Genomic DNA, 23,481 nt, shown 5'->3' with positions numbered 1-23,481 from the left:
CTTTGCGAAACAGCGAAAGGATGCTTGTCTGGCAGGCATACTAAAAAATGCGACACGAAAGACCGATGCGAAAGAAAAAAACAACAAACCTACTGACCGAAGTGGAACTTGAGTTCATGAATGAACTCTGGGCGCTGGGTCGGGGCTCGGTCCGTGACGTGCTTGATCGCCTGCCAGCCGAACGCAATCTGGCCTATACGTCCGGCGCCACCATCCTGCGCATTCTCGATGAAAAAGGGTTTGTCGAAAGCCGCAAGGATGGAAAGACGCTGATCTATACGCCGCTGCTGGAAAAGGACAGGTATCAGGCGCGTTCCCTGCAAAACCTGTCGCGGACCCTGTTCGACGACACGCCCGCCACACTGGTCGCGCGTCTGGTTGACGACGCAGGGCTCAGCGAAGCCGATCTGGAGGAAATTCGAGCACTGGTAGAAAGGAGACTGCAAAATGACAGCGGTTAAACCGGTTCTCGACGCGTATCTGGAATTGAATCTGATCCTAGGGCTGGCCGCGCTTGTGTGGCTGGTTGCACGGGGCATTCTGACCAGAACATCCCTCAGCCACGGATTTGTGACACAGCTGCGCGCGCTCAAGGTGCTTTGCCTGTGTGTCGTCCTCAGCCCTCTGTTGGCGTTGGGCGTGTCCGTGCTGGCGTCTCACACCCCGGCCAAGGGTACAGTTGCCATCGGTGATATTGCTGTCGCGGCTTACCTGCGCGGTGACATCGCCATGCCGGCCACCCAATTCGAGGCTTTACTGAACACGCGGCAGCGCTGGGCCGAAATTTTGTTCAGCGGGGATTATCCCATTGTCTTGGCTGTCCTTGTGCTGATGGCATTGGGCACGCTTGCCTATACCCTGCGTGTGATCCGCGATGGTCTGTCGATCCGCGAGACGGTGAACACCAGTTTTCTGTGGCGCCAATCAGCCAACGTGGATATCCGTCTGTCTGACCGCATCACAGTTCCATTTGCCGTGCGCGGGTTGCGCCGACGCCATGTGGTGCTGCCCAGTCACCTGCTGGATTCCCCGCGCGAGATACGATTTGCCCTTGCGCATGAGCTGCAGCACATCCGCGCTGGTGATGTAGAATGGGAGCTTGGTTTCGAATTGCTGCGCCCCCTGCTGTTCTGGAATCCGGCCTATATTGTGCTGAAATACCAGTTCGACCGCTTGCGTGAGCTGGCCTGCGATCAGTCGGTAGTTGCCCGCAAAGGCATCGACACTCAGGATTACACCAGATGCCTTCTGGATTACTGCGCCCGTACCGTTTCGCGCGGCAGCCCTCGGGTGCTGAATGTGGCTCTGGTTACAGGCGGCAAAGCCAAGCGGGTTCTGCGGCAGCGTGTGATCGCACTGGCCGATGCACCATCGGAAAACACATCCACGCCATTCATGTTCCTTGGTTTGACCGTTCTGTTTGCCCTGCTGCTAGGACTTGGTGCCGCTTCAATCCAACAGACCGAGGATTGGAGCCACGATCGGCTGATGCTATCTACCGTCGTCAACCTCGAACGGCTGGAGGCCCGCAATCAGGGGAATTGACTGAATTACCACCCTCGTCGCCCAAATAGCGCCTGCAATCGGTTCTGCCCGGCAAACGGCTCCATCGGTTGCGGCGTGGCCAGTTTTGATACAACTCGGCGGACCATAACCCAACAAACCCCAGCGAAAATCACACCACCCAACGCCTGACCCATCAGCACTCCGGGCGCCCCCGCAATATGGGCGCCGGCCACGGCAAAGGGCCATGTGCCCAAAGTATGCCGCCCCCAGTTCACCCATGTCGAATACACAGGATGCCCCAGATTATTGAAGCTGGCATTCGCTACAAAGATCATGCCGTTGAAGAAAGATGCCAATGCCAGCGGCCCGCAAAACAGGTAAATCAGCGCGCGCGTTTCCCCTTGCGCCTGAAACAGATCGGCAATCGACGCGCGAAGCAAAAACAGCGTGGCGGCCATCAGGCAGACATAAACAGCGGTGAATTTGACCCCGGCCAGAAAACTCTGCTTCACCCGGTCGTACTGCCCTGCCCCGAAATTCTGCCCGACAATTGGCCCAATGGCACCGGACAGAGCAAAGATGACCGAGAACGCCACGGGCAATAACCGCCCAATTACGGCCATGCCTGCCACTGCATCGGTTCCGAATTGCGCGATCTCGCGAATAACAATAGCGTTGCCGATAGGGGTGGCGATATTGGTCAGAACGGCAGGCACCGCAATCGCGCCGACCGGTCGAATATCGGCCCTAAGTTGCTGTAGTGAGGGTCGTCCAAAACCACGGTGCACGCGTACAGCCGGCCCGACCGCCGCGACCAACATGCAAATACGCGCAATGACCGAGGCGATGGCCGCCCCGTCCAATCCCAACCCGACAGCGAATATCAAGATCGGGTCCAGAACGGCATTTGCCACGCCGCCATAGATTGTGGCCAGCATAGAACGCCGCGCGTCCCCATATGCGCGCAAAACCGCCATCCCAGTCATAGCCATCGCCATTACCCACATGGTCGGCAGAATGATCGAAGTGTAACGGGCGGCCAGACGCAACACCTCGTCTTCCGCACCTAGAAGAGACAGCAAGAACGTTAAGTTGAACAGGACGGTCATTGACACAATCAACCCGACCACGGTACCCAGAACCGCCACACTGGTTCCGAACTGGCGCGCTTGTTCATGCCGCCCTGCACCAAGTTCACGGGCGACCAATGCCCCAGCAGCAATCGACAAGCCCACATTGACTGAGTTGGTAAAAAACAAAAGCGTCCCGGCATAACCAACCGCCGCGGCCAGTGCGTCGTTGCCCAACATCGAGATGAAGACCATATCCACGAAATCAACGGCAAATATCGCCATCAGACCAATACTGGTGGTCAGAGACATCCGGGTCACATGCCCCATCAAACTGCCCGTCAGAAAGACCGCCTTGCTTTTGGATTTTGTCGCCATGCTATCCCGGTCCTTTGAAGTGCCTGTTTTTCTGGTTCCGCAAACGGTCGCGTCGAACGCCTGTTCGCAATTGCCTGCTAAGCCTTGGGTTCCATTTAGGCTGCCTGATAGCCGCGCAGCACCTGCAGGGCAAATTCAGACAGTCGCGACCGAACGGCACCCGCACCCAATGCACCAAAGCGACCCTCTAGTGTCAGTTTGACGGCTCCATGGACAACTGCAAATACGGAACCTGCGCACAAGGTCAACGTGGCGTCATCCAAAACGGGGCTTACTTCCACCAGCGGGTCGATCACTTGCACAATCTGCAAGCCATGTTCTCATAGGCAGCAGTCGGGCACAGGTACGCCGGGGGCATCTTGTGGTCAAACAGCGCCGCCCAGAGGTTAGGGTTGTCGCGGCCAATCCGTACCAATTTTGTCCAGTTTTCTGCGGTTTCAGATAGCTTACCTTTAGAAATACTGTTCAGCCGTTTACCTCTCCTGATTTTTGAACAATGTTCAAAAAAAATTGCACTGCAGCATCGCGAACAACCTTCACTAACAAGGATGCCCACCGTCAAACAAATCGGTCCAGTCTAATTGGCAGCGTCTTGGACGGTCAGGCTCATCAATTGTGGCATTACCGGGCGCGTTTGGTGTTGAGCAGGCGTCGTTGTTTCAGGATTATTTCCTTAATGGCACTCAACAAAGCTTATTTCCTTTGTCGCCTGCTGCCATCAGATGCAAAACTTATTGCGGCGAAACAGCTATTTATACCGAGCACCTTCACGCCAAGTGGTGAATTCCCTTGGCTATTCGGACGTTCCCGAATTGCGACCGCTGAATGACCTGGCTACGCTTGGTTAAATCTAAAAGGACGTGGGTTATGAAAATCGTCTCAGGTGGGCAGACCGGCGTGGACATGGCCGCTTTGGAGTTCGCGCGCCAAAACGGTTTGCCCTATGGCGGCTGGGTCCCAAAAGGCCGCATGAACGAGGATGGTCGGATTCCCAGCCAATTCAAAAGTCTGACCGAAACGGCTTCTGAAGACGTAGCAGAACGCACCCGTTGCAATGTCTTATCAAGCGATGCCACGTTGATTTTCGTGGATGGTTCATTCAGCCCCGGCACACAGCAAACCATTGTTTTTGCCAACGAAGCTGAAAGACCGCATCTGGTTATTGACGTCAGGATGGGCATAGCCACCAGCTCGGCGCGCACTAGAGAATGGTTGAAGGCCAACCCAGTGTCAGTCCTGAATATAGCAGGCCCCCGAGCATCCGAAGCCCCGCAAATCGGTGCGCAGGTGCGCGAGATACTGGATCGGAACTTGGACCTCATAAGGGCCTGAAACCAAAGCCCCGGCTTTCTGTTTTCATCCAGAACACAAACGTTGGATCTCCGACGTTTTCTGCTTGCCATCTATGCGCTGGCTAAACCGGCGAAGGCAAAATACTGATCCACCCTTTTGAGAACTTTGACAGTTGTTTTACTGCAAACCGCCTAACAACTCACTTTGGTAACCAAACAGCGCAGGCAGTCCGCCCGTATGCAACATGACAACCTTCTGCCCCTGTTGGATTTCTCCTGTTTCCCCTAGGTGCAACAATCCTGCGAAGGTTTTCGCGGTATAAACAGGATCAAGGAATATTCCTTCGGTCCGGGCCATCTTTTCCAAGGCGTTCTGCGTCTTAGTACTCAATTTGCCGTAGCCCGGAGGTAATGCATTGTCTGTCACGTCAATCCTGTCCTGCAGAGGGGCCGCTTCGATGCCCAGCAAAACTGCCAACTTTTGCAGCACAGTTTCCATGCGCGCTTGCTGTTGCTCGCTGTTCCGGCGCACGCAAACTCCGAAGATCGGCGCCGACACATCGGCCAGCGCAACGCCGGTTAACAAACCGCCATGCGTCGCCCCGCTGCCCGACGGGACCACGACCGCATCGAAATCGCGCATCTGCTGGCACAATTCCAGACCAGCGGCGACATAACCTAGGGCCCCTAGCGGCGGGTGATGCAGCCCCAGATGGATGACGTAAGGCTTGCGTCCCTGCGCCTTTAATTCATCCGCACGCGCATGCAGGGCTGCATCGGCACCGGCCTCATCCTCACCCAGAGGATAGCTCATGTGCTCGGCCCCCAGAATTCTCGCCAACAACACATTCCCAGAGGTGTAATAGTCAGGCCCCATATCCGGAACCCGCTCTTCCAATTGCAGGACCGACTGCATACCCAACCGCGCAGCAGCCGCAGCAGCAGAACGCACATAATTGGATTGAACTGCACCAGTGATCAGGACGGTGTCAGCACCTTGTTGCAGCGCGTCGCCAAAATAGAACTCGAGCTGCCGTGTCTTGTTTCCCCCGAACCCAAGGCCCGTCAGATCATCACGCTTCAGCCAGAGATCAATGCCCAGTTCGTCGGACATCCTGTTCAGACGCTCCAGCGGGGTTGGACCTGACATAAGCTGGGCGCGTGGGAATTGGGCCAGAATATCATTGTGTGTCATCATTTGCCCCTTAGAGATAGGCCATCACATAGGCACGTTGAAAGAGAACACAGCAGGCGATCAACGAAACCAGACGGATTGCCACAGTGATAAGAGGTTGCGGCAGATACGGGCCGATGGCGCGGCCAATCAGGCTGCCGATCAGGGTGACCAAAATGAATGCCCATAGTTGCGATCCAAACGGAATTGCCTGCGCCGAAGACAGGCTGTGCAACATGAACGCAATCCCATAGGCCACCAGAGCAATAGGTTGGACTAGCTTTGCGACTTCTTTGGCTTGGTGACCCTTCGCAATCAGGCCAAACACCATCAGCGGTCCGGGAGTCGCCGCCCAAACGGTTGCAAGCCCGGATAACCCTGATACGGCTGAAAAACCCGCCGTGCCAATAGCGCGGTGAAACGGGATTAGGGTTGTGATCAGCCCGATCAGCAACAAGCAGGCTGTCAGGGTCAAAACGAACACTTCGCTCAGAAACGGGTAGATTGCCAGGCCTGCGAAAACACCAATAAGGCACCCGCCAATGCCAATGAGGATTGTCTTTCGTTTGTTCGCGAGGATGCGTCGGTCGGTGGCAATCAATGACACTATGGTGTTCAACAACAGCAAGACGGGCACGGCCGTCGATGTTCCCAACAGGATCATCATCGGCGGGCCCGCAATGATGCTGAACCCAATACCGACACCGACCTGCAATACAGCACCCAAGCAGATGGCGACCATCAGGATGGATAGTTCGACGGTCACTTCACACCCCCTTGGTCATGATCACCCCTTGCAAGGTTCGGAGTATCCGCAATTGCGGTCCGGGGTCCATGCCTTTCCGAAAAGGTATGAAACGCCCGGCCCGCCGATCTTTACGTCCAGGGCATGATCCCGAAATATGCGCTGCGCGTGGCAACTGTATGCGCCATCTGTGCCAAGGTCGTCAGATCAAAAACAGGCAATTGAAGCTCTTGCTGAATTCGCGCAGCGTACGGCGGCAGATCGGTGCATTCCAGAACGATGGACCGGATGTCAGGTGATTGCCGTTTCAGGTTGCGCACTGCATCCATCAATTCAGCCTCGATCAGATCGGTGTCCATACGGGTTCTTGTGTTGCGCAGGATCACATCGGCGAATTCACTGGTGTGCTCCAACCCTTGTACGGCGACGGGAATACCAGCCGCTCCGACGCCTGCGAAATGCCGGTCCGTCAGTGCCGATGCATCTGCGGTCACCACGCCAACAGGCGCGTTGGCTCCGGTCATGTGAAAGGCCAGAGGCACCTGGATCAGGCTGGACGAAAATACAGGGACAGACACTGCTGCTGCCAGTTCCTTTTGAAACAGGGCGAGAAAACCACAGCTGCCGGTGATGGCCCGCACACCTTCGGCCTCAAGCCGCTGCGCACCTTTAAGGAACGGGTCAAGCAGCTCGGACGTAGGGTTTTTCAACAGGGTCGGCACTGTCACGCCGTCAATCATTTCATAAAGAACCGGAAACGGCAGGCTGGACGGATTCTTGATATGCCCCGGAGGTTTGGGGAAATAGCTCTCAAGACAAAGAACGCCTATTGAGGCCCCGCAGATGTTCTGACCGCCTTCGTAAATCGGCATGGTGTTCAGGTCCCTTCGATGAGAATGTGCCGCAGGTTCAAAACCGGTTTGGTGAATACGGCGCCAGATTGATGTTAGGTTTGCGGTCGGACACAAGATCAGCCACCAGCTCTCCGGTTTTCGGGGCCATCATCAGGCCATAGTGGGAATGCCCGAACGCAGCATATAGCCCGGTTTTGCTCTCAAGCTGTCCAATCGCGGGAAGACTGTCAGGGAAAGACGGCCGCCGCCCCATCCAGAACCGCGCCTTGCTAGTATCCAGGTCCGGTACCATCGACTTCGCCTGTTCCGTCAATAGCTTTTCCTTGCGCGGATCAATTGGCGCGTCGACCTTTGCGAACTCGGCCGTGCCAGCAACCCTGAGCCCGTCCGCCATCGAGCTTGCCACCACCTTTGCATCCACATCCATGACCGAGTTGTTCAGGTTGGCTGCTGGGGTCGGAAACTCGACATGATACCCGCGTTCGGCGACAAGCGGGACAGACAGGCGCAGAGGTTTCAATAGTTCTGCGGACCAAACGCCCGCCGCCAGAATGACCTTGTGCGCGTTCAATGTTCCTTGCGGTGTGGACAGATGCCAATCGCCGTCTTGTGTCGCGGTCAGCCCAGTGATCTCGGTCTTTACGATCTCGGCCCCCTGCTGGCGCGCTTTTTCCGCCAGAACCGCTCCAACGCGCCCGGGCGAGGTCACACGCGCCTGCCCCTTGATCAGTACTGCCGCTTTGAACTCAGAGCTCAGCGCAGGTTCGAGACGACGCAATTCCTGACCGTCGACACGCTCAAGATCACCGCCCTTTTCCTGGCGGATCAGATAGTCGAGACCTTCCAGATCGGCTTGTTCCGGGCGACGGAACGCGTGGACATAGTAGCTGTCGGCGATCAGGTCCTCGTGGCCAGTACCTTGTAAATGCCGACGGTACAGGTCAATCGACGGACGGCACAAAAGCTCCATGGCATCCGAGACTTCGCGCACGGTCTTTTTACCGGAATTGCCCAGAAACCGTAACCCCCAGGGGATCATCTTCGGCCAGAAGGCAGGCTGGACCGATAGTGCGCTTTTCGGGTCCAACAGCATCTGGGGCAGTTTCTTCCAGATCCCCGGAACCGCCTGTGGGATAATCGACCAAGGAGACACCACACCCGCATTCCCGAACGAGGTCTCCTGACCCGGCTCGCCCCTATCGACAAGCCGAACCGGGATACCGCGTTCCTGAAGAGACAGGGCGCAGCAGATGCCGACGATGCCGGCACCGATGATGGTGACTTGTTCCGTCATTTGTCAGGCCGTGGAATGACTGCGATTGCGGGCGATCAACTGCGTGACAATAACCGGTGACGCCACGGCCAGAGCGACCAGATCAGCGGTCAGGCTCGGCGCCACGAAAATGATCCCGGCGATTGCCATCAATATGCGTGACACCAAGTTCAAGGGGCTCAACCAAAACCCCACGACTGCAGCCGACAGGGCGATAACCCCGGCAATACAGCTAGCGGCGGTATAGGTGAATTCCCACAGATCAAACCCGGTCGAAGACACAAACAGCAGAACCGGCGCGTAGACAAAGGCCATCGGCGCAATGACTTTGCCCAACCCAAGGGTAAAGGCAGAAAGTCCGGTACGGAACGGGTTCGAATTCGCAATCGCCGCCGCCGCATAGGCCGATGTACAGACCGGAGGCGTGATTTCAGACACCACCCCGTAGTACAACACAAACAGGTGGCTGGCGATGGGCGGCACGCCAAGCTGCGCCAGCGCGGGCTGTGCGACCGACACCAGCATGATGTACAGCGCCGTGGTGGGAATACCCGCGCCCATCAGGATGCAGACGATGGCAATGAACACCAGCGAGATGAACAGTTGCAGGTCTTCCATCGCAAACAGTTGGAAGCTGCCGAACGAGATCATGTTGTACAGATCCGCCGCCAGATTGCCTGCGCCCTGTGTCACCATGAAGCCAATACGGAAGCCGATGCCAGTAGTGTTGATCACTCCTACCACAATTCCCACAGCAGCAGCTGCGGCACCCACGGCCAGCGAGTATTTCACACCCAATTCGACCGCCTGCAGCATCTCGGGCACTTCGATCCGTTTTTGCGGATTGAGTGTTGCGACCACAGACAAGGTGCAAAGAATGGCCGTCATGGTCATATCAAACCCGCCGTCCGAGAATTTCCAAAGGACAAAGGCCAGGAATGCGGCTGCGTAGATCAGCGTCGGAGGCTGTTTGATCCGCGACATACCCGCAATCACCGCCAGCGAGATACCGCAGAAGGCCGACATGAACGGCGTGTAACCGGTAAACAGCACCACTAGCAGACCAATCAGCGGCACAATATTGGCCCACCCTTCGGCCCATACGGCCTTGAGTTGCGGCAGTTGGTCTTTGGTCAGCCCCTTCAGGTCCAGCTTGCGCGCCATCAGGTGCACAACGGCAAAGACACCAACATAGTGCAGAAGCGCCGGGAAGATCGCCGCGATCACGATGGTGGTGTACGGAACCTCAAGGAACTCGGCCATGATGAAGGCCGCGGCGCCCATGATCGGTGGTGTGATTTGACCACCCGCCGAAGACGCTGCCTCGACCCCGCCTGCAAAATGGCCGGGGTATCCAAGGCGCTTCATGTTGGGGATGGTCAGCGCTCCGGTTGAAACGGTGTTGGCCACCGAAGAACCAGAGATCGTGCCGAAGAAGGCCGAGGACACCACCGACACTTTTGCAGGACCGCCAGTATAGCGGCCCGCCAAAATCGTGGCGTTATCAATGAAAAGCTGTCCCAGCCCTGTGCGCTGTGCGATCACGCCGAACAGGACAAAGTGGAACACAATAGTCGAAACGACCCACAGAGTGACGCCATAGATGCCTTCCTGCGGGAAATACATCGACGACACGAAGGTTTTGAAGTTCACACCAGGATGTTGCAGCAACCCCGGGAAATACGGCCCCAGCAGGGCGTATGAGATGAATACGCAGATGATCAGCGGCAGGACCCAACCCAACGTGCGGCGTGCGATGTCCAGCACCAGCAGGATGATGATGACACCCAGGAACACGTCATAGCCGTTGGGGTTACCCATGCGGAATGTCTGCTCCTCGATCCCCAGCAACGGAATACCGCGCCAGGCGAAGCCTACGTACAGCGCTGCGATGATGCCAAGCGCCATGAAGACAAGATCATAAAGGGGGATGTTTCCGATACGGAACCGGCTGACTTTCAGCGCATACAGGCTTTGCGACCCGATAATCGGAATGGTCGCGTAGACCAGAATGAACAGTAGGGCCAGATAGATGCCCATATGCCAATGGTCGGCTGGCAAGCCGAATCCGGCAGTAAAGAATTCATAGAATGCAAAGATCAGGGCAACGACGCGCAGGACCTTACCGGTGGTTGGTGTGACCTGCCGGACAGCGGCACCTTCGTCGAACTGTTCTTCGATGGCCGCAAGTTCTTCGGCCGTCAGCTCGTGGTCATCAAGTTTCTGGGTCTCGGTCATGATGGCCCCCTGATTTCGCAAAATTCAAGTGTGCGGTGCCCCGATATGGGGCACCGGACGATAGGTTACGATGAGATGCGATTACTGCAGAAGCCCAGCTTCTTTGTAGAACTTCTCGGCACCCGGATGCAGCGGAACACCCAGCGCCTCGACACCGTCCAAAGCCGTTTCGGCAGTGATCTGCTTGCCCTTGGCATGGCCGTTGTCCAAAAGCTTGCGAGTGTTGTCGTTCCACATCGCCTTGGTCAGTTGATAGACCAGATCATCCGACAGGTCTGACGACACAACCAGCATCGCGCTGACCGCAGGCGTCTTGGTTTCGCCATCGATACCTTCATAAACGCCACCCGGAATGGCCGAGGGGATATAGGCCGGAATGATCTCGTTGATCTTGGCCAGATCTTCGTCGCTGAAGGAATGCAGGTTCATACCCTTGGTCGAGGACAGCTGCACCATAGCAGCAACCGGCCAGCCTGCAGCGTAGAAATAGGCGTCCAGCTGACCATCGGCCAAGCGCTCGGCGCTTTGGCTGTTGTTCAGCTCGGCTTCGTCCATGTTGTCACGGTTGACGCCCCAGGCATCCAGCATCTGCAGCACGGCAACCTGCGTACCCGACCCTGCCTGCGCGATACCGACGCGCTTGCCTTCCAGATCACCCAGATCGTTGATCGTCGAACCGGCTGGCAGCACCAGGTGCAGGTCTTCAGGGAACAGATTGGCGACGATGCGCAGCTTGGGGTGCGGTTTGCCTTCGAACTTGCCCTCGCCCAGATACATCGAGCGGGTGACGTCCGCCGCCGCAAGGCCAGCTTCCAGTTCACCGTTCTGAACAGCGGCGTTGTTGAACACCGACGCGGTGGTCGATTGCGCAATCGCGATCAGACCCGGAACGCCGCACTGGCCGCCTTCTTCACAGGGGCGCGAACCCGGAGGGGCCGAGATACCATTTGCGATGGTGCCGCCAATGGGGAAGTAAGTTCCGCCAGCACCGCCGGTGCCAATGCGGAAAAAGGTCGGGTCCTGCGCCAGCGCCGGTGCGGCCAGCGCGCCAGCCAAAGCCAATCCAGTCAAGCATTTCACTAATTTCATTGTCATCTCCCAAGTTTGAACGTCGGATTCGGTTTCCCCGAATTTCGATCCTGCAAGCGTAAAGGCAATTCCCATAAATACAAATTTGTTATATTTCACAAAACTAAATTTTAACTTATATGTTTAGCCATGAACCTCACCCAGCTTTCCGTTTTTCGCGAAGTGATGGAGTCCGGCTCCATCTCTCAGACCGCCAAGAAACTCAACCGGACGCAGCCTGCGATCAGCCTTGCCCTTAAAAATCTGGAAAAATCATTGGGCCTGACACTGTTTGAACGCAGAGGACGTCGGCTTGTTCCGGTCCCCGAGGCGCATTATCTGCTGGCCGAGACCGCAGGCATTCTGGATCGCCTTGCAACGATCTCCAGCACCATGGAGGGATTGATCAAAGGGCATTCCGGCAGCCTGAATATCGCAACGATGCCGGGCCCCTCTGCGTTCTTGTTCCCACGCTTCATCAGCCAGTCGTTGGGTGAGAACCCGGACATTCAGATCACGCTGTCTTCGCGCAGCTCTCCGCAAATCATTGAACTGGCGGGAACACAAAACATCGATTTCGGATTTGCCGATTTTGAACATTCGGCCGGGCGAAAAGCACAATATTCAGCCGAACTCATCAAAGCAGACTGTTTCTGTGCGATAGATTGTGATCATCCGCTGGCCTCGCGAGATAGCATTGCAATTTCCGACCTGAGCGGGATGCCAATGGGAGGATTGTACGCGACGCACCCGTTCCAAAGAAAAATACGACAAGAGTTTCAGAACGTGTCTGCAATCTATGATCCGACCGTGACCTGTCAGTATTTTCTACCCCTCATTCCCTTTGTCAGTTCGGGCCAGTGCAGCACCATCGTTGACCCGTTGACCGTCGCAACCGAGCGCGAAATGAATCTGTCCAATGGCAAGGTCGTTTTCATACCATTGGTCAATCCGCTTAGATATGAATACGCAATCCTTGAACCTGCCCACCGCCCGCCGTCTCAGTTGGCGTTAAAAATCAAAGCGGGTTGGAAAGCCGAAGTTCTTAAAATGCTTGAAGAAGTGAAAGCCAACCCGCGAACGGAATGGATCGGGGACGAGTCCGACGAACAGACCTGACATTGACACACTGACGCCCTTCCCGCATGCAACAAGACATGCCTGGATCAACTGACCATCGAACGTCAAACAGCACACGTCATCGGGCAAACCGCCCGGGCCACGACACTGTTGCCGACCGCGATTCCTATTTTGGCAGCATGAAAAATTCTTCCTGAACGATCTTGCCTTCTGCCACCGAATAAATGGCTATCTCGCGTAAGGTCATGTGTTCACCTGTGGCCTTCCGAGTTACCTCAGCCCTATATCGCACCCCAAAGCGGTTGGGCGGATGAACGTAAGGGCCATCAACGTCAAGTTCCCGGATTTCATACGCAGCCAGCCAATCCTCTCTTTTTCCTTTGATGGCTTCCTGGCCCTTTGTAATGCGGAACTGTCGAACCGGAGGCACAACCGCCTCAACCGACTGTGCGTTTTCCGCATACATTTCATCAACATTTTCAAGGCCTCTGCGATTACGCATTGCCTGAACGAAGGTTCTTCCAATTTCAACTAGGTCTTCCATGAGCCCCCCTTGCATTGTCACTAATTGTACCGCTTTTTATCTTCGGCCAACTTGACACGTATCAAAGAACAGACCGCACAGGTCCGGCAGACATTTTCAACCCGGCCTAGACCTGACCGGCACGGCATTGAGCCTGAGACTCATGTGAGTTTGCAGGAAAAGCGAAAAGCCCATACCCGCGTCAAGGCAAGCCCCTCAGATGATGACCGCATCCAGAGATTTTGGATGTTCGGTTATTGCCTCCCAGCCATCCTCAGTGATGATGAAGCTGTCACCAACCTGTGCGCGGAATGAGTCAATTGAGACCGAACCGTCTACTGCAAAAACCATTCCCGGGCGCAATACAGTTTTGTCTCCTGTGACCAATTGCGGTTTTTCCAGGAAACTGAAACCCGTGGCGCGCCCGCACCGAAATGGGTACTCATAGCCGTTGCTTTCGATGACTTCAGCATAGGCCGCGTGCACACTTTCTGCCGTAACTCCTGGGCGCAAAGCGTCTAAAGCCGCTGCCTGACTAGCCACCGCAACTTCATATACGCGTTCCTGCTGTTTGTCTTTTATATCGCCAATCCAGAAAGTTCGATCAAAGCCCAGTTTGAAACGATGAAAATTGGTCATCCCACAAAAACACAAAAACACAGGATCACCTTGCTGCATGATCCTGGTTGTAGCGCGGTGATGCGTTTTGATGATGGCATCTCCAGATGCCATGATCTGCAAAAAATGGGTATTCGGAGACATTTCAGCGTCTGTATAGTGAGCAGCCAAAAGCGCCGCCGCCTTACGCGTCCCGGCCTGAGAAGTTGCCAGCGCAACCTCATATTCCGGAACTCCGTGTCCTATTGCCTGACGCCCGGCTTCCATCATGGCCGTCGCCACCTCGCCAGCGTGCCGTGCCAGTTGCAACTCCTCAAATGATTTCACCATGCGCATATCAGAGAGTAGAGACGCAGCGCTAACCAGCTGATTTGATGGAATAATCACATCCACATATCGGCGCACCATCGGTGGCATACTATCAGGCTCGATCCCAACACTGTTGACGCCCTTAACTGCGTCAGGCAATTCGGCCCTCCACTCATCGCCCATACCGTCATTCCAAGCAGCGATCCGATCCACCTTGGCTGCCGCCTGTGCAGTGTTCAGATCAATGGTTGGGGTTATTAACAGACTTTCGCCGTCACGATGTATGACGAGTACAGTTGGGCGGCCAAATTCCATATGCAGATAATCGTAATACCCGGTCAGATAGTACATGTTGTCTTCATCTGTGATCAGAGCGACATCTATATCAGCCTCTTGCATACGGCTTCGGAAACTCTGCATTCTTTTGGCAAACATCGTCAGCCTCCGTCCTGAAGGCACACCTTGCCTTCCGCTGATTTTTTGAACTTACCCTGATTGGTAGAACAGGTCTCTCTTTCGGTCTACACGAAGAAATCGATATCTGGATCTGATCTGGGATTTGTCAGCGAAATAGTTTCCAACGGTCTGCCTCTGAACCGACGCGACCTGATTTGCTCTTCCCGATCGAAAGTCTGAAACCTGCAGCACGGTGCGCTGCAGTGCCTGAGCGTTGAACAAGAATACCTTGAAAATTGAAACACGGAGGATCGGGCGCGTTCGTCAGCTAAGCGTGACAATTCTACGCAAATCTAAATCTGACTGATGAACCGTTCATATATCGCGATCGCTGCCAGCGCTGCGATCAAGGCGGGTAAGCGAGCCCCTGGTACTGGAGACCTTAACCTGATTGAGCGACTTGATCGCCTCGCAACTCAGCCAGCTCTACCGCCTTGTCTATCAAGAACAGCGCTTCCATTTTAGTTGTAGCTTCCAGCGCAATTTCTTCACCCACCAGAAAAACCAGTGTGGTGCCTAACAAAACGCCGTCCGCAATTTCCGGACCCTGCTGCACAAGCCGTTCCGCACTCTTTCCGTCTTGCTTGTCGAAGACAAACAGAAACACGCCATTACCCCAATACGTCGCTACTTTGCGCCCCTCCTTAGTGGCCCTAAGCAGCGCGGCACCCGCTGAGGCCATGGATTCACGAAACTCGTTCGGTGAGACAGATTTGTAGACTTGCTCCATGTCAGTCACTTTGACAGCCACTATGTTTGCAGCTGTGGAATGCATCGTGGAAACCTGGATGACGTAATTCTCAAATTCGGCCAGTCCGATGCATCCAGGCAAGCCTCCAAGGTATTGCGGATCGCAAATACGAACACCCGGATAAACTTCCGAAGACTGCCATTGTTCTTCATCAGCTTTGAGCACCTCGATTGCTGCTCTACGTTCAGCTGCCATCCTGTAAGCGTCCGAAAGTCTTTGCTTCAGATCAGAAAACTCAAAGGGCTTTGTAACGTAGTCAGTGGCTCCAACTTCGAAAGCTTCGTCAATATACTGTTTCTGCACCATGGCGGTCACCATGATAATGGGCGTATATACGTAATCCGGTATCTTGCGGACTTCCTCGCACAGAGTAATTCCGTTCATCTTTGGCATCTGCACATCCAGAAGCAAACAGTCGAATACCTGTGACGGGTCCGATAATATTTCGAGAGCCTCTTGACCACTGCGGGCGGTAGCCACGTCTTTGTATCCGAATGCAGCGAGTACGCTGTTCAGCAACTCCAGAATGCTAGGGTCATCGTCTACTGCCAGTATACGCATATTCTTTTCACCAACTTCTTGCATCGAACCAATCGCTGTGTATTGCAGACAAAGAGCAACGATTGGCTGATGCGTAAAACTCTCTCGACAGCACCATAATGCAGAAAGAAGGCGGCAAAACGTTGACCCAAGATGGGCCTCGTTATGTCTACGCATCATTTTCTCGTTTATTCAATTAACTGACGTAAACTGCATCCGGCAGTTGTAAACCAACAAGCTATTTAATGTGGATCATACTTAGTATCTTGCGGCGCTAAGCCTTGCGTTGAAGCACAACCCAATCACACTTTGTTCACTCGCCAATCCGTAAGAAGCCAAGAAACTGAAACTAAGCCTTAACAACAGCTTGACGGAAAATTTACCCAGTAGTGAGCCCAGAAGAAAGCAAAAATGTGGCTGTGACGATTAAGAGGCTCTACCCTGATGGTGAACTATTAGACTCAAGGGATGTGAATTAGACACAGTTTCGCATCAATTGCCGATAACACTTCATTAGGTTGTGGACCTACCTAAATTAATCTTGTCATAAGTGTGGCGAAACTACGAGTAAAATATGGACCGACCACTCAGCTATCGGCGGGCATACCAGGCAGCGGAAGCATTTCCAGATCTGAGTCCCGCCAATGATGCTCCGACTGCGCCAAAGTCCTTGGCGCGGCGCAAGTTGTTTACCGTCAAACGTGCCGAGCCTGAACCTCGGGGCGCGTTTGGTGACGTTCGCTCGACCACAATGAGTTTTCGCAACATGCACGAACATGGCACTTTGCTTACGAAGTACCTCGAAATGCGAAAGGCCATCTTTATCGACAAGCTGAAGTGGCAAGTTGGCGAAGCTGACAGAATGGAATTCGACCAATATGATACCCCCGCCTGCCAGTGGATCGTTCTTCATGAATTCGGCGAGGTTCTTGGCGGGGTAAGGCTTCTTCCAAGCACGGCTCAATGTGGAATATACAGTTATATGTTGCGAGATGCGCAGAGAGGTATCTTAAAAGGAATGCCTACTGATATTCTGTTTTTTGACGCGCCGGTAAAACAGGGTGTCTGGGAAGCAACGCGTTTTTTTGTATCGGACAGCGTTTCGTCTTCGCGCAGGCTCTTGGTTCAGCAAGAGTTGTTTCACCAAATGACTCTTGCGGCAGAACAAAGTGGAGCGCTAAGCATACTGGGTATCGTCCCTGCTCTCTGGGCACGTTGGTCAAGACGGTTAGGCGTTTCAGCTTCTCCGGTCGGGGCAAAATTCTCGATAGACGGCACCGCAAGCCAATCCGTTTTGTTCAATATTGACAGATAGGCTTTTCTACACCGGCAGCTCAAACGAAGGGGGGGCTGCCCTTCTTATGTCACGTCAATCTGCAAGACATGGGATCTTAAAGAGTTTTGAAGATTGAGTTGCCTGTCTCACAATCCGTTGATCCGAAAATTCTCTTCATGTTTTTTATTGGGTATATTGCAAAGCTCGTTAACCCAATTGATGAAAACCGCTGCTATACTCTATTGCTTAAATGAAGCTCTAAAGACCTGGCGTCCAATACACAAAAGTGGGCGTAAAGACCGCAATTGCCAAAATAAGGTCAAGAAAATACCTCGTTTCCTATAGATTTTCTGCTGTTTTGCCGCTGTTTCGTCCCACTCGACGCCTAATCTAGGCACGTTAGGCAGGGCAGTAACGGTTCATCAGTTATGAGACATTCCACCTTCGGCAATGATCGGTTTCAACTAAAATTGGACCTCCAAGCACTGAGGCAAGTGACGCTTAACGTTTTAGTTGTCGATGACGAACCGTGTATTCTTGAGCTCCTCCAGTCGGCCCTTCCGGAACTTGAAAACTGTAAAGTTTCAGTGGCAGAATCGGCCGAATTGGCACTAAAGAAAATTGAAGCGGCAGAAACTCCGTTTGATTGCCTGCTCGTAGACATTCAAATGCCCGGAACCACCGGGATTGAATTGCTCAAACAGCTTCGCAGAACACCGGAATATCTTGAAACACCCGTAATTATGCTGACCGCAATGACGGACCAGGAGCACATTGAAAGGGCTTTCTTGGAAGGTGCCTTCGACTACATCACCAAGCCCTTTGACTTTTTGGAACTGCGCAGCCGCATGAATGCAGCACATCTTTTGATGATGGAGCGGCTCAGGGCAAAGACTTCTTCGGCCTCATTAAAGAACCTTCGCGAAGAATTGGACTACAATCAGAAGTTCAATTTCGAAGATCCCCTGTCGATCGAAGGATTGGATCGGTGTTTGCGCTATGTCGAGTTCGACAACTACGTCGATCAATTTTCAAGAGGACGCCGCTTTGACTCTTGGGTGACGGCAATCAAACTACGGGGCGCCGGGTATCATTTTGATATAAATGATTTTGGTGCTTTTCGGCGCGTCATTTCCGACCTCGGTGAATGCATAGAAAAAACATCAAGGAAGACCGACGGTGTATTTTCCTACCGGGGAAGTGGCACTTTCCTGATCGTAACTCACGGGCGTGGCTTTACGAACCGGCTGCCTACTGAAGAAGTTCTTAATCTGAAACTGAGGACAGTTTTAAGCAGCCGAAATGCTCCTGCGCATCTCAAAGTGGTGATGAGCGCACCTTTGTCAATGCGCTCTTTCTCTAAATCCGGTGCGAATGCGGCCCTAAAACAGGCGTGTGAAAAAGCAAACAAGAGAGAAAGTAAGCCGGAAAAAATCGCCGTATCGCAGTCGCAAATGCAGTCAACAACCGAGTCCGTCCGCAAGAACAAGCCTAGCACAAGGCTCTTTGACACTGTGCTGCGAGAGCTCTACAGCACCAATACCTACCTTGATCGATAGCAGATAAGGTCAGGAACACCTTTGTTCTTCAGAGTGCAAAGTGGATTCGCGCTTCGGCTTCTTACGAAGCCCGTTCGGCTTCAAGTATGAGCGGGCCACTGGTGCGCATCGTAAATGTCAAAACTGGTTCTGGTAATTTTGCCTCGCCCAACGAAAAATTTATACAGCGCAGCACCGAGGCCATCAAAACCATGATCTCCGTTTCTGCGTATTGCGCACCTATACAAATTCTGGGCCCATCTCCGAAGGGAATATATTGACCGCGTGGCAGAGTGGCACCCAAGAACCGTTCCGGTCGGTATTGATCAGGATCGTCCCATAATTTTTCATTTCTGTGCAACGAATAAACAGGGAAAAAAAGCGCGTCTCCCTTTTCAATTGTAACACCCTTGATTTCGACGGTTTCTGACGCATCCCTGGCGAAAAAAGCCGCAGATGGATAAAGGCGCAAAGTTTCTTTCACGTGGGCGCGCAACAATGGCATCGACTCAAGGTCAGAAAATTCCACCAAACCATCAGGTCGTACGGCCTGAATTTCAGTTCGAATTCTGTTTTGAATATCTGGGTTCAACGCCAGCAGGTAATACCCCCAAGCCAGCGCGTTGGCCGAGGTTTCATGACCTGCAACTACAAAGGTCAGCAGATTATCGACAGTCGTCTCTTCGTCTTCGAAATCCGTCTTCAGCGCCTCAATCATGAAATCAAGAAAGTCACGGGGTTCACCCCGGTTTTCAGACCGACGGTGTTCTATAACTTGTCGCGCGAGGTCTCTCATCTTGGTAACCGGAGCCTTGCTCATAAGCCATTTCTTGCGCGGCAACCATTTTGGCAATCCCATCAAATCGAACAGCGATAAATCTGAAATATAGTTAAAGTATGCAATCAGCCCTAAACGAATTTGCTCAGAGCTGACCTCTTCGTTTCCTGAAAAGATCACTCGTGAAATGTTTGTCAAAGTCGAGGCAGGTGCAACTTGAGATACATCTACCGGACCTTCGTTTTCCGCTAAGGAGTCTGCAACTTCCGCACCGGTTTCAGCAAAATGTTTAGCCATAACCGGAAGATTTCTGGCCGCGAACAAAGGAGAATACCGCCGCCGTTGCTGACGCCATTTCTCACCCTCGGATAATATCAAACCGTTGCCAACGGCCGAACCGATAATATCCTTTGTGAACTTTGCCTTAGGAAAAGCGCGGCCCTGCCCAACAAGCAGTTCAGTGATCATTTCCGGATCACAAATGTAGTGTATGTTTAGCGGCCCGCGAACATAGGTTTGGCGCAGAGTTTCAACTGGTATGACTTCAAGCATGTTTCGACCGGCCGACCTTGCGAACTGGATCAAAGTCACAGGTTTTTCGGCCAGTTTCGCCGCAACCGGAGTGACGTCGAACTGCTTCATTTTCGTCATTCCAAACGCAGTCAAAACGCGGTTCCTTGGAGTATCAAAGCCTGCCTACGCTTCAACTTAAGTGGGAAGACACCGTCTTAGCAACGAAATCATAGGCTTTTGACGCCCATGTAGGCACTTACGCAACAATATAGGTACCACGGTAACTGGGGAAATACCCCACCTGAAACTCAACAATTTTCCGGGTACGCCACAATTATTGCCAAACTGTGAACCCAATTCCGACCAACTGCGTCCTCATTGTTCGGATATTCCCGCCCTGTGAGTACGAGAAAAAAGACATTGGGATGACGGCTATCGACCCAGCACAGCCGGACCGATCAACCGGCGAGCCGGAAAACCGGCTCTTGCAAAATATCAAAGACTACACCGCCATGAGCTTCGCGCTTTTATGGCAGCGACAAGCTATTTTTCTTGCCACAACCATTCTTACCGGATTCTTCTTTGATCCCGTAAATGCGCTGTTGTTCTACGGAGTGATCTTAATTTGCGAAGTACAGGACTTGATGCTCGCAAAACGCGTGCCTCGCTTAGGTCCGGACCAGCATAAAGCAATTGCAATGATGGTTGCGTGGATACTGCTCAACACGATCCTCAGCTCAACTGCGATCTGCCTGTACGCTGTTTCAGTTGCCTTCAAACAGCCGGTTGGTGGACACTTTACCCCTTTGTTTTTCTTGTTTGCAGCGGCGTTGTTTGCAGCGATGAATAACCATCAGTTTGTCTGGGCAATGAGTGTGCGCCTGGCGATGTATGGCGTTTCATTCATGGTCATAGTTGTGAAGGACATCTGGGTCGAACGTCCCGAGCTTTCGTCTGATCTTTGGCTACAGTTTTTCACCGTTATTTTTGTGATGTACTTCTTGATCGACTGTTCTCTGGTATTTCTGAAACTGTACCGGAAAAACCTGGAGCAACTCGAAAAACTTAAAGAAGAGCATGAAAGAACAAAGGCCGCTTACATTGCCAAGTCTCAATTCATTTCCACAGTCAGCCATGAACTGCGCACTCCTCTAACCTCAATCAAGGGATCTCTTGATCTGCTCAATACCGGTGCATTGGGTGAAATTCCTGAACCGATGCAAAATCTCGTTCTCCTGGCAAGCAAGAACAGTGAACGCCTCGCCTCCTTGATTAACGACGTGCTCGACATCCAAAAAATGGAAGCTGGCGAAATGAACTATCGCGAGCGAAAAATTGAAGTGCACGAATTGGTTCGAGAAGCAATTTCATGCAACTTGGGGTATGTCAGCGCACATAATGTAGAAATTACAGAAGACATCCGCGGCAGTGGCAATGTGTATGTACGAGCGGACGCAATGCGACTTCTTCAGGTTTTAGCAAACATGATTTCCAACGCAGCCAAATTCTCGCGCGAAGGTGGAGAAATCACAGCTGGTTGTGAAAGGGTCGGTAAGAACGTGCGCATATTCGTAAAAGACCAGGGCATCGGTATTCCAAAAGGTTCCCGGGAAAAAGTTTTTGACCGCTTTTCGCAAATTGACTCTTCAGATGAGCGGCACGCCGGAGGAACCGGGCTTGGCATGCATATTTCCAAAGAAATTGTCGAACACTTTGGAGGAATTATTGACTATAAAAGTGTTCTCGGCAAAGGCACCGAGTTTTTCATTGAACTACCTATGTTGGAAAGCAAGGCGATTGAAACCAATAAACAACTGCGAACCTTGAAAACTGGGGTCGTATCTTCACGGTAACTTCCGACGGACCAAATGGGTGCTGTCAGAGGAATTCGAACCAGTCTCAGCTAGGCCAGTATAGCTGCCGTTTATGCCGCGCCAAGTTCGCGCCACTCGGCAAGAGCGGCGGTGCGCGTCAGCTTGAAGGTATCTCTGCTGGCTAGCGATCTTTCCTGGTTGAAGTGGTTGTAGACGGAGGAATGGAGGGATGCGGATTTCTGTAAACTTCGCATGCGCCTGAAACGTTGCATGGCGCGTTCGCGTCGTCGAAACGGAAGATGCAAATTCTCCACGCGGTTGTTGAGCCACCTTCCCGTCTGCAGTTTTTCGATAGCACCGTGCTCTCTGAGAGCGGCCCGATACGATGCGAAGCGATCCGTCACAGTCTCTTCCACACAGCCATGGCGCTTCATCAGTTTCCTGAGGAATTTCAATGCGGCCTGCTTGTTTCGGCGTTTGGTGACAACTGCTTCCAACACTTCGCCCTCATGATCTACAGCCCGCCAGAGGTAGTGTCTCTTGCCATTTACCTTCACAAAAAGCCTCGTCCACGTGCCACTTTCATTTCGAGAATGCGCGCAGTTGCTGAACTCGCTTTCGTCTGATCTCGGCGGCAAACATCGGACCGAACCTGCTCCACCAATATCGGACCGTTTCGTGGCTCACGTCGATACCGCGCTCGTGCAGCAGATCTTCTACATTCCGAAGCGAGAGCAGGAATCGGATATACAGCATAACCGCAAGGCGAATGATCTCGGGATTGGTTTTAAAGTATTTGAAAGAGGCAGGTTTGGTCATGGACAAAAGCTACGCAACCGCCCTGCCCCGCTCAAGCAAAGTTCTTCTGACAAGACCCGCGCGGAGACTATGGACGCGGTTTCGGCGGATCTCAGCGGCAAACAACGGACCAAGTCTGTTCCACCAAAACCGGATTGCTTCGTGGTTCACGTCGATGCCGCGCTCATGCAGAAGGCCTTCCACGATCCGAAGCGATAGCTGGAACCGGACATACATCATAACCGCTAGGCGAATGATCACTGGGCTGGTTTTGAAGTAACGGAATGGGGAGCGTTTTGTAATGTCGCGAATCTACGAAACCACCTGCCCGGCTCAAGTGGGTTTCTTCTGACAGTGCCGACAAGACCTTTCTGACAAAACGCAGTTGGTCATTCGTCTTTTTCATAAACAATAAATGGCGTTCTTTTAGCCACCTTGTCGTACAAAATTCGACCTTGGTAGTTATTTTCTTGAGTTGTCCAATAGGTGGTTGGAACACCGTGCTGTTTGGCGATCTGAAAAACAGACTCGATTAGAGCCCGACCAATACCTTTTCCCCTAACCTGCGGGTCGGCGAAGAGATCCATCAGATAACAAGTATCCTCCACTGACCACATGAACCTATGGTAAAGGTAGTGCGCTATTCCAACCGGCCTTCCTTCCAACTCAGCGATAAGACAATTGTATTCACCTGCATCTGTTGACAACAACCTGTTGAACGAAATCTCATAGACTTGTTCTGAAACAGAGGTCTCGTAGAACTCCAAATATGCCGTCCATAAGCGGCTCCACTCTTCGTGATCTTTCAATTCGAGGGGGCGGATAACTAAGCCTTCCGGCATGGGTGGTTCCTCCAACGTTTCTTTGATTGCCTACAACCGAGATCGCG

General features: G+C 53.1%; 20 protein-coding genes and 2 pseudogenes. 7 read left to right on the top strand and 15 right to left on the bottom strand.

Features of this window, described 5'->3' with window-relative positions; all coding sequences use genetic code 11:
• Positions 1 to 65: 65 nt before the first annotated feature.
• Together RUE5091_RS05145 and RUE5091_RS05140 are read left to right on the top strand one after the other, a co-directional pair.
• Complete coding sequence (locus RUE5091_RS05145) at positions 66 to 461, top strand: BlaI/MecI/CopY family transcriptional regulator (RefSeq protein WP_058280829.1); 396 nt, start codon at positions 66 to 68, stop codon at positions 459 to 461.
• Entirely contained in the window at positions 448 to 1,545 is a 1,098-nt protein-coding gene (locus RUE5091_RS05140) for a M56 family metallopeptidase (protein ID WP_058280828.1), read from the top strand. Before RUE5091_RS05145 ends, RUE5091_RS05140 begins: the two co-directional genes overlap by 14 nt.
• A gap of 5 nt (positions 1,546 to 1,550) precedes the next feature.
• On the opposite strand, the gene RUE5091_RS05135 is transcribed toward RUE5091_RS05140, so the two are convergent.
• Both RUE5091_RS05135 and RUE5091_RS05130 read right to left on the bottom strand, forming a co-directional pair.
• A complete protein-coding gene (locus RUE5091_RS05135; protein WP_058280827.1) occupies positions 1,551 to 2,954 on the bottom strand; it encodes an MATE family efflux transporter in 1,404 nt (467 codons plus the stop codon).
• A 95-nt stretch (positions 2,955 to 3,049) separates the two neighbouring features.
• The gene (locus tag RUE5091_RS05130) at positions 3,050 to 3,265 is read right to left on the bottom strand and encodes a hypothetical protein (protein WP_058280826.1); all 216 of its coding nucleotides are present in this window, start codon (positions 3,263 to 3,265) and stop codon (positions 3,050 to 3,052) included.
• 556 nt (positions 3,266 to 3,821) lie between these two features.
• Between RUE5091_RS05130 and RUE5091_RS05125 the strand changes: the two genes are divergently transcribed.
• Positions 3,822 to 4,286: a putative molybdenum carrier protein gene (locus RUE5091_RS05125; protein ID WP_058280825.1), complete on the top strand. Its 465-nt coding sequence runs from the start codon at positions 3,822 to 3,824 to the stop codon at positions 4,284 to 4,286.
• Positions 4,287 to 4,424: 138 nt separating this feature from the next.
• On the opposite strand, the gene RUE5091_RS05120 is transcribed toward RUE5091_RS05125, so the two are convergent.
• The 6 genes from RUE5091_RS05120 to RUE5091_RS05095 form a co-directional block, all read right to left on the bottom strand.
• A complete protein-coding gene (locus tag RUE5091_RS05120; protein ID WP_082643572.1) occupies positions 4,425 to 5,441 on the bottom strand; it encodes a D-cysteine desulfhydrase family protein in 1,017 nt (338 codons plus the stop codon).
• A gap of 10 nt (positions 5,442 to 5,451) precedes the next feature.
• Complete coding sequence (locus RUE5091_RS05115) at positions 5,452 to 6,186, bottom strand: hypothetical protein (RefSeq protein ID WP_058280823.1); 735 nt, start codon at positions 6,184 to 6,186, stop codon at positions 5,452 to 5,454.
• A gap of 110 nt (positions 6,187 to 6,296) precedes the next feature.
• Positions 6,297 to 7,037, bottom strand: coding sequence for an aspartate/glutamate racemase family protein (locus RUE5091_RS05110; protein WP_058280822.1), 741 nt, complete (start codon positions 7,035 to 7,037; stop codon positions 6,297 to 6,299).
• Between the two features lie 37 nt (positions 7,038 to 7,074).
• Positions 7,075 to 8,313, bottom strand: a complete 1,239-nt coding sequence (locus RUE5091_RS05105; RefSeq protein WP_058280821.1) for an NAD(P)/FAD-dependent oxidoreductase — start codon at positions 8,311 to 8,313, stop codon at positions 7,075 to 7,077.
• A 3-nt stretch (positions 8,314 to 8,316) separates the two neighbouring features.
• Positions 8,317 to 10,530 (bottom strand): TRAP transporter permease, encoded by a 2,214-nt coding sequence (locus RUE5091_RS05100; RefSeq protein WP_058280820.1) that lies wholly within the window; start codon positions 10,528 to 10,530, stop codon positions 8,317 to 8,319.
• A gap of 81 nt (positions 10,531 to 10,611) precedes the next feature.
• A complete protein-coding gene (locus tag RUE5091_RS05095) occupies positions 10,612 to 11,619 on the bottom strand; it encodes a TAXI family TRAP transporter solute-binding subunit (protein WP_058281096.1) in 1,008 nt (335 codons plus the stop codon).
• 129 nt (positions 11,620 to 11,748) lie between these two features.
• Between RUE5091_RS05095 and RUE5091_RS05090 the strand changes: the two genes are divergently transcribed.
• Entirely contained in the window at positions 11,749 to 12,717 is a 969-nt protein-coding gene (locus RUE5091_RS05090; RefSeq protein WP_058280819.1) for a LysR family transcriptional regulator, read from the top strand.
• 127 nt (positions 12,718 to 12,844) lie between these two features.
• On the opposite strand, the gene RUE5091_RS05085 is transcribed toward RUE5091_RS05090, so the two are convergent.
• From RUE5091_RS05085 to RUE5091_RS05075, 3 genes are all read right to left on the bottom strand, one after another.
• On the bottom strand, positions 12,845 to 13,222 hold the full coding sequence (locus RUE5091_RS05085) for a nuclear transport factor 2 family protein (protein ID WP_058280818.1): 378 nt from the start codon (positions 13,220 to 13,222) through the stop codon (positions 12,845 to 12,847).
• Between the two features lie 195 nt (positions 13,223 to 13,417).
• Entirely contained in the window at positions 13,418 to 14,563 is a 1,146-nt protein-coding gene (locus RUE5091_RS05080) for a M24 family metallopeptidase (RefSeq protein WP_058280817.1), read from the bottom strand.
• A 403-nt stretch (positions 14,564 to 14,966) separates the two neighbouring features.
• Positions 14,967 to 16,052: a response regulator gene (locus RUE5091_RS05075; protein WP_165590752.1), complete on the bottom strand. Its 1,086-nt coding sequence runs from the start codon at positions 16,050 to 16,052 to the stop codon at positions 14,967 to 14,969.
• A gap of 397 nt (positions 16,053 to 16,449) precedes the next feature.
• Between RUE5091_RS05075 and RUE5091_RS05070 the strand changes: the two genes are divergently transcribed.
• Positions 16,450 to 17,190, top strand: coding sequence for an acyl-homoserine-lactone synthase (locus tag RUE5091_RS05070; protein ID WP_082643558.1), 741 nt, complete (start codon positions 16,450 to 16,452; stop codon positions 17,188 to 17,190).
• Between the two features lie 389 nt (positions 17,191 to 17,579).
• On the top strand, positions 17,580 to 18,710 hold the full coding sequence (locus RUE5091_RS05065; protein WP_082643557.1) for a response regulator: 1,131 nt from the start codon (positions 17,580 to 17,582) through the stop codon (positions 18,708 to 18,710).
• Positions 18,711 to 18,771: 61 nt separating this feature from the next.
• On the opposite strand, the gene RUE5091_RS05060 is transcribed toward RUE5091_RS05065, so the two are convergent.
• Positions 18,772 to 20,109, bottom strand: coding sequence for a cytochrome P450 (locus RUE5091_RS05060; protein ID WP_243470716.1), 1,338 nt, complete (start codon positions 20,107 to 20,109; stop codon positions 18,772 to 18,774).
• 296 nt (positions 20,110 to 20,405) lie between these two features.
• On the opposite strand from RUE5091_RS05060, the gene RUE5091_RS05055 reads away from it, so the two are divergent.
• On the top strand, positions 20,406 to 21,833 hold the full coding sequence (locus RUE5091_RS05055) for a sensor histidine kinase (protein ID WP_082643556.1): 1,428 nt from the start codon (positions 20,406 to 20,408) through the stop codon (positions 21,831 to 21,833).
• Between the two features lie 71 nt (positions 21,834 to 21,904).
• Here the strand turns inward: RUE5091_RS05055 and RUE5091_RS05050 are convergent.
• The 3 genes and pseudogenes from RUE5091_RS05050 to RUE5091_RS05040 all read right to left on the bottom strand — a co-directional run bounded on the left by RUE5091_RS05050 (position 21,905) and on the right by RUE5091_RS05040 (position 23,434).
• A pseudogene (locus RUE5091_RS05050) lies at positions 21,905 to 22,613 on the bottom strand (IS6 family transposase).
• A 57-nt stretch (positions 22,614 to 22,670) separates the two neighbouring features.
• Positions 22,671 to 22,895: pseudogene (locus RUE5091_RS23920) on the bottom strand (IS6 family transposase); the annotation flags it as partial.
• 86 nt (positions 22,896 to 22,981) lie between these two features.
• On the bottom strand, positions 22,982 to 23,434 hold the full coding sequence (locus tag RUE5091_RS05040) for a GNAT family N-acetyltransferase (RefSeq protein ID WP_058280813.1): 453 nt from the start codon (positions 23,432 to 23,434) through the stop codon (positions 22,982 to 22,984).
• Between the last annotated feature and the right edge of the window lie 47 nt (positions 23,435 to 23,481).

Origin of the sequence: Ruegeria denitrificans, from assembly GCF_001458295.1 — a bacterium.
GTDB classification, from domain to species: domain Bacteria; phylum Pseudomonadota; class Alphaproteobacteria; order Rhodobacterales; family Rhodobacteraceae; genus Ruegeria; species Ruegeria denitrificans.
The sequence above is the reverse complement of the archived record's forward strand: the minus strand, read 5'-3'. Positions and strand labels throughout refer to the sequence as shown.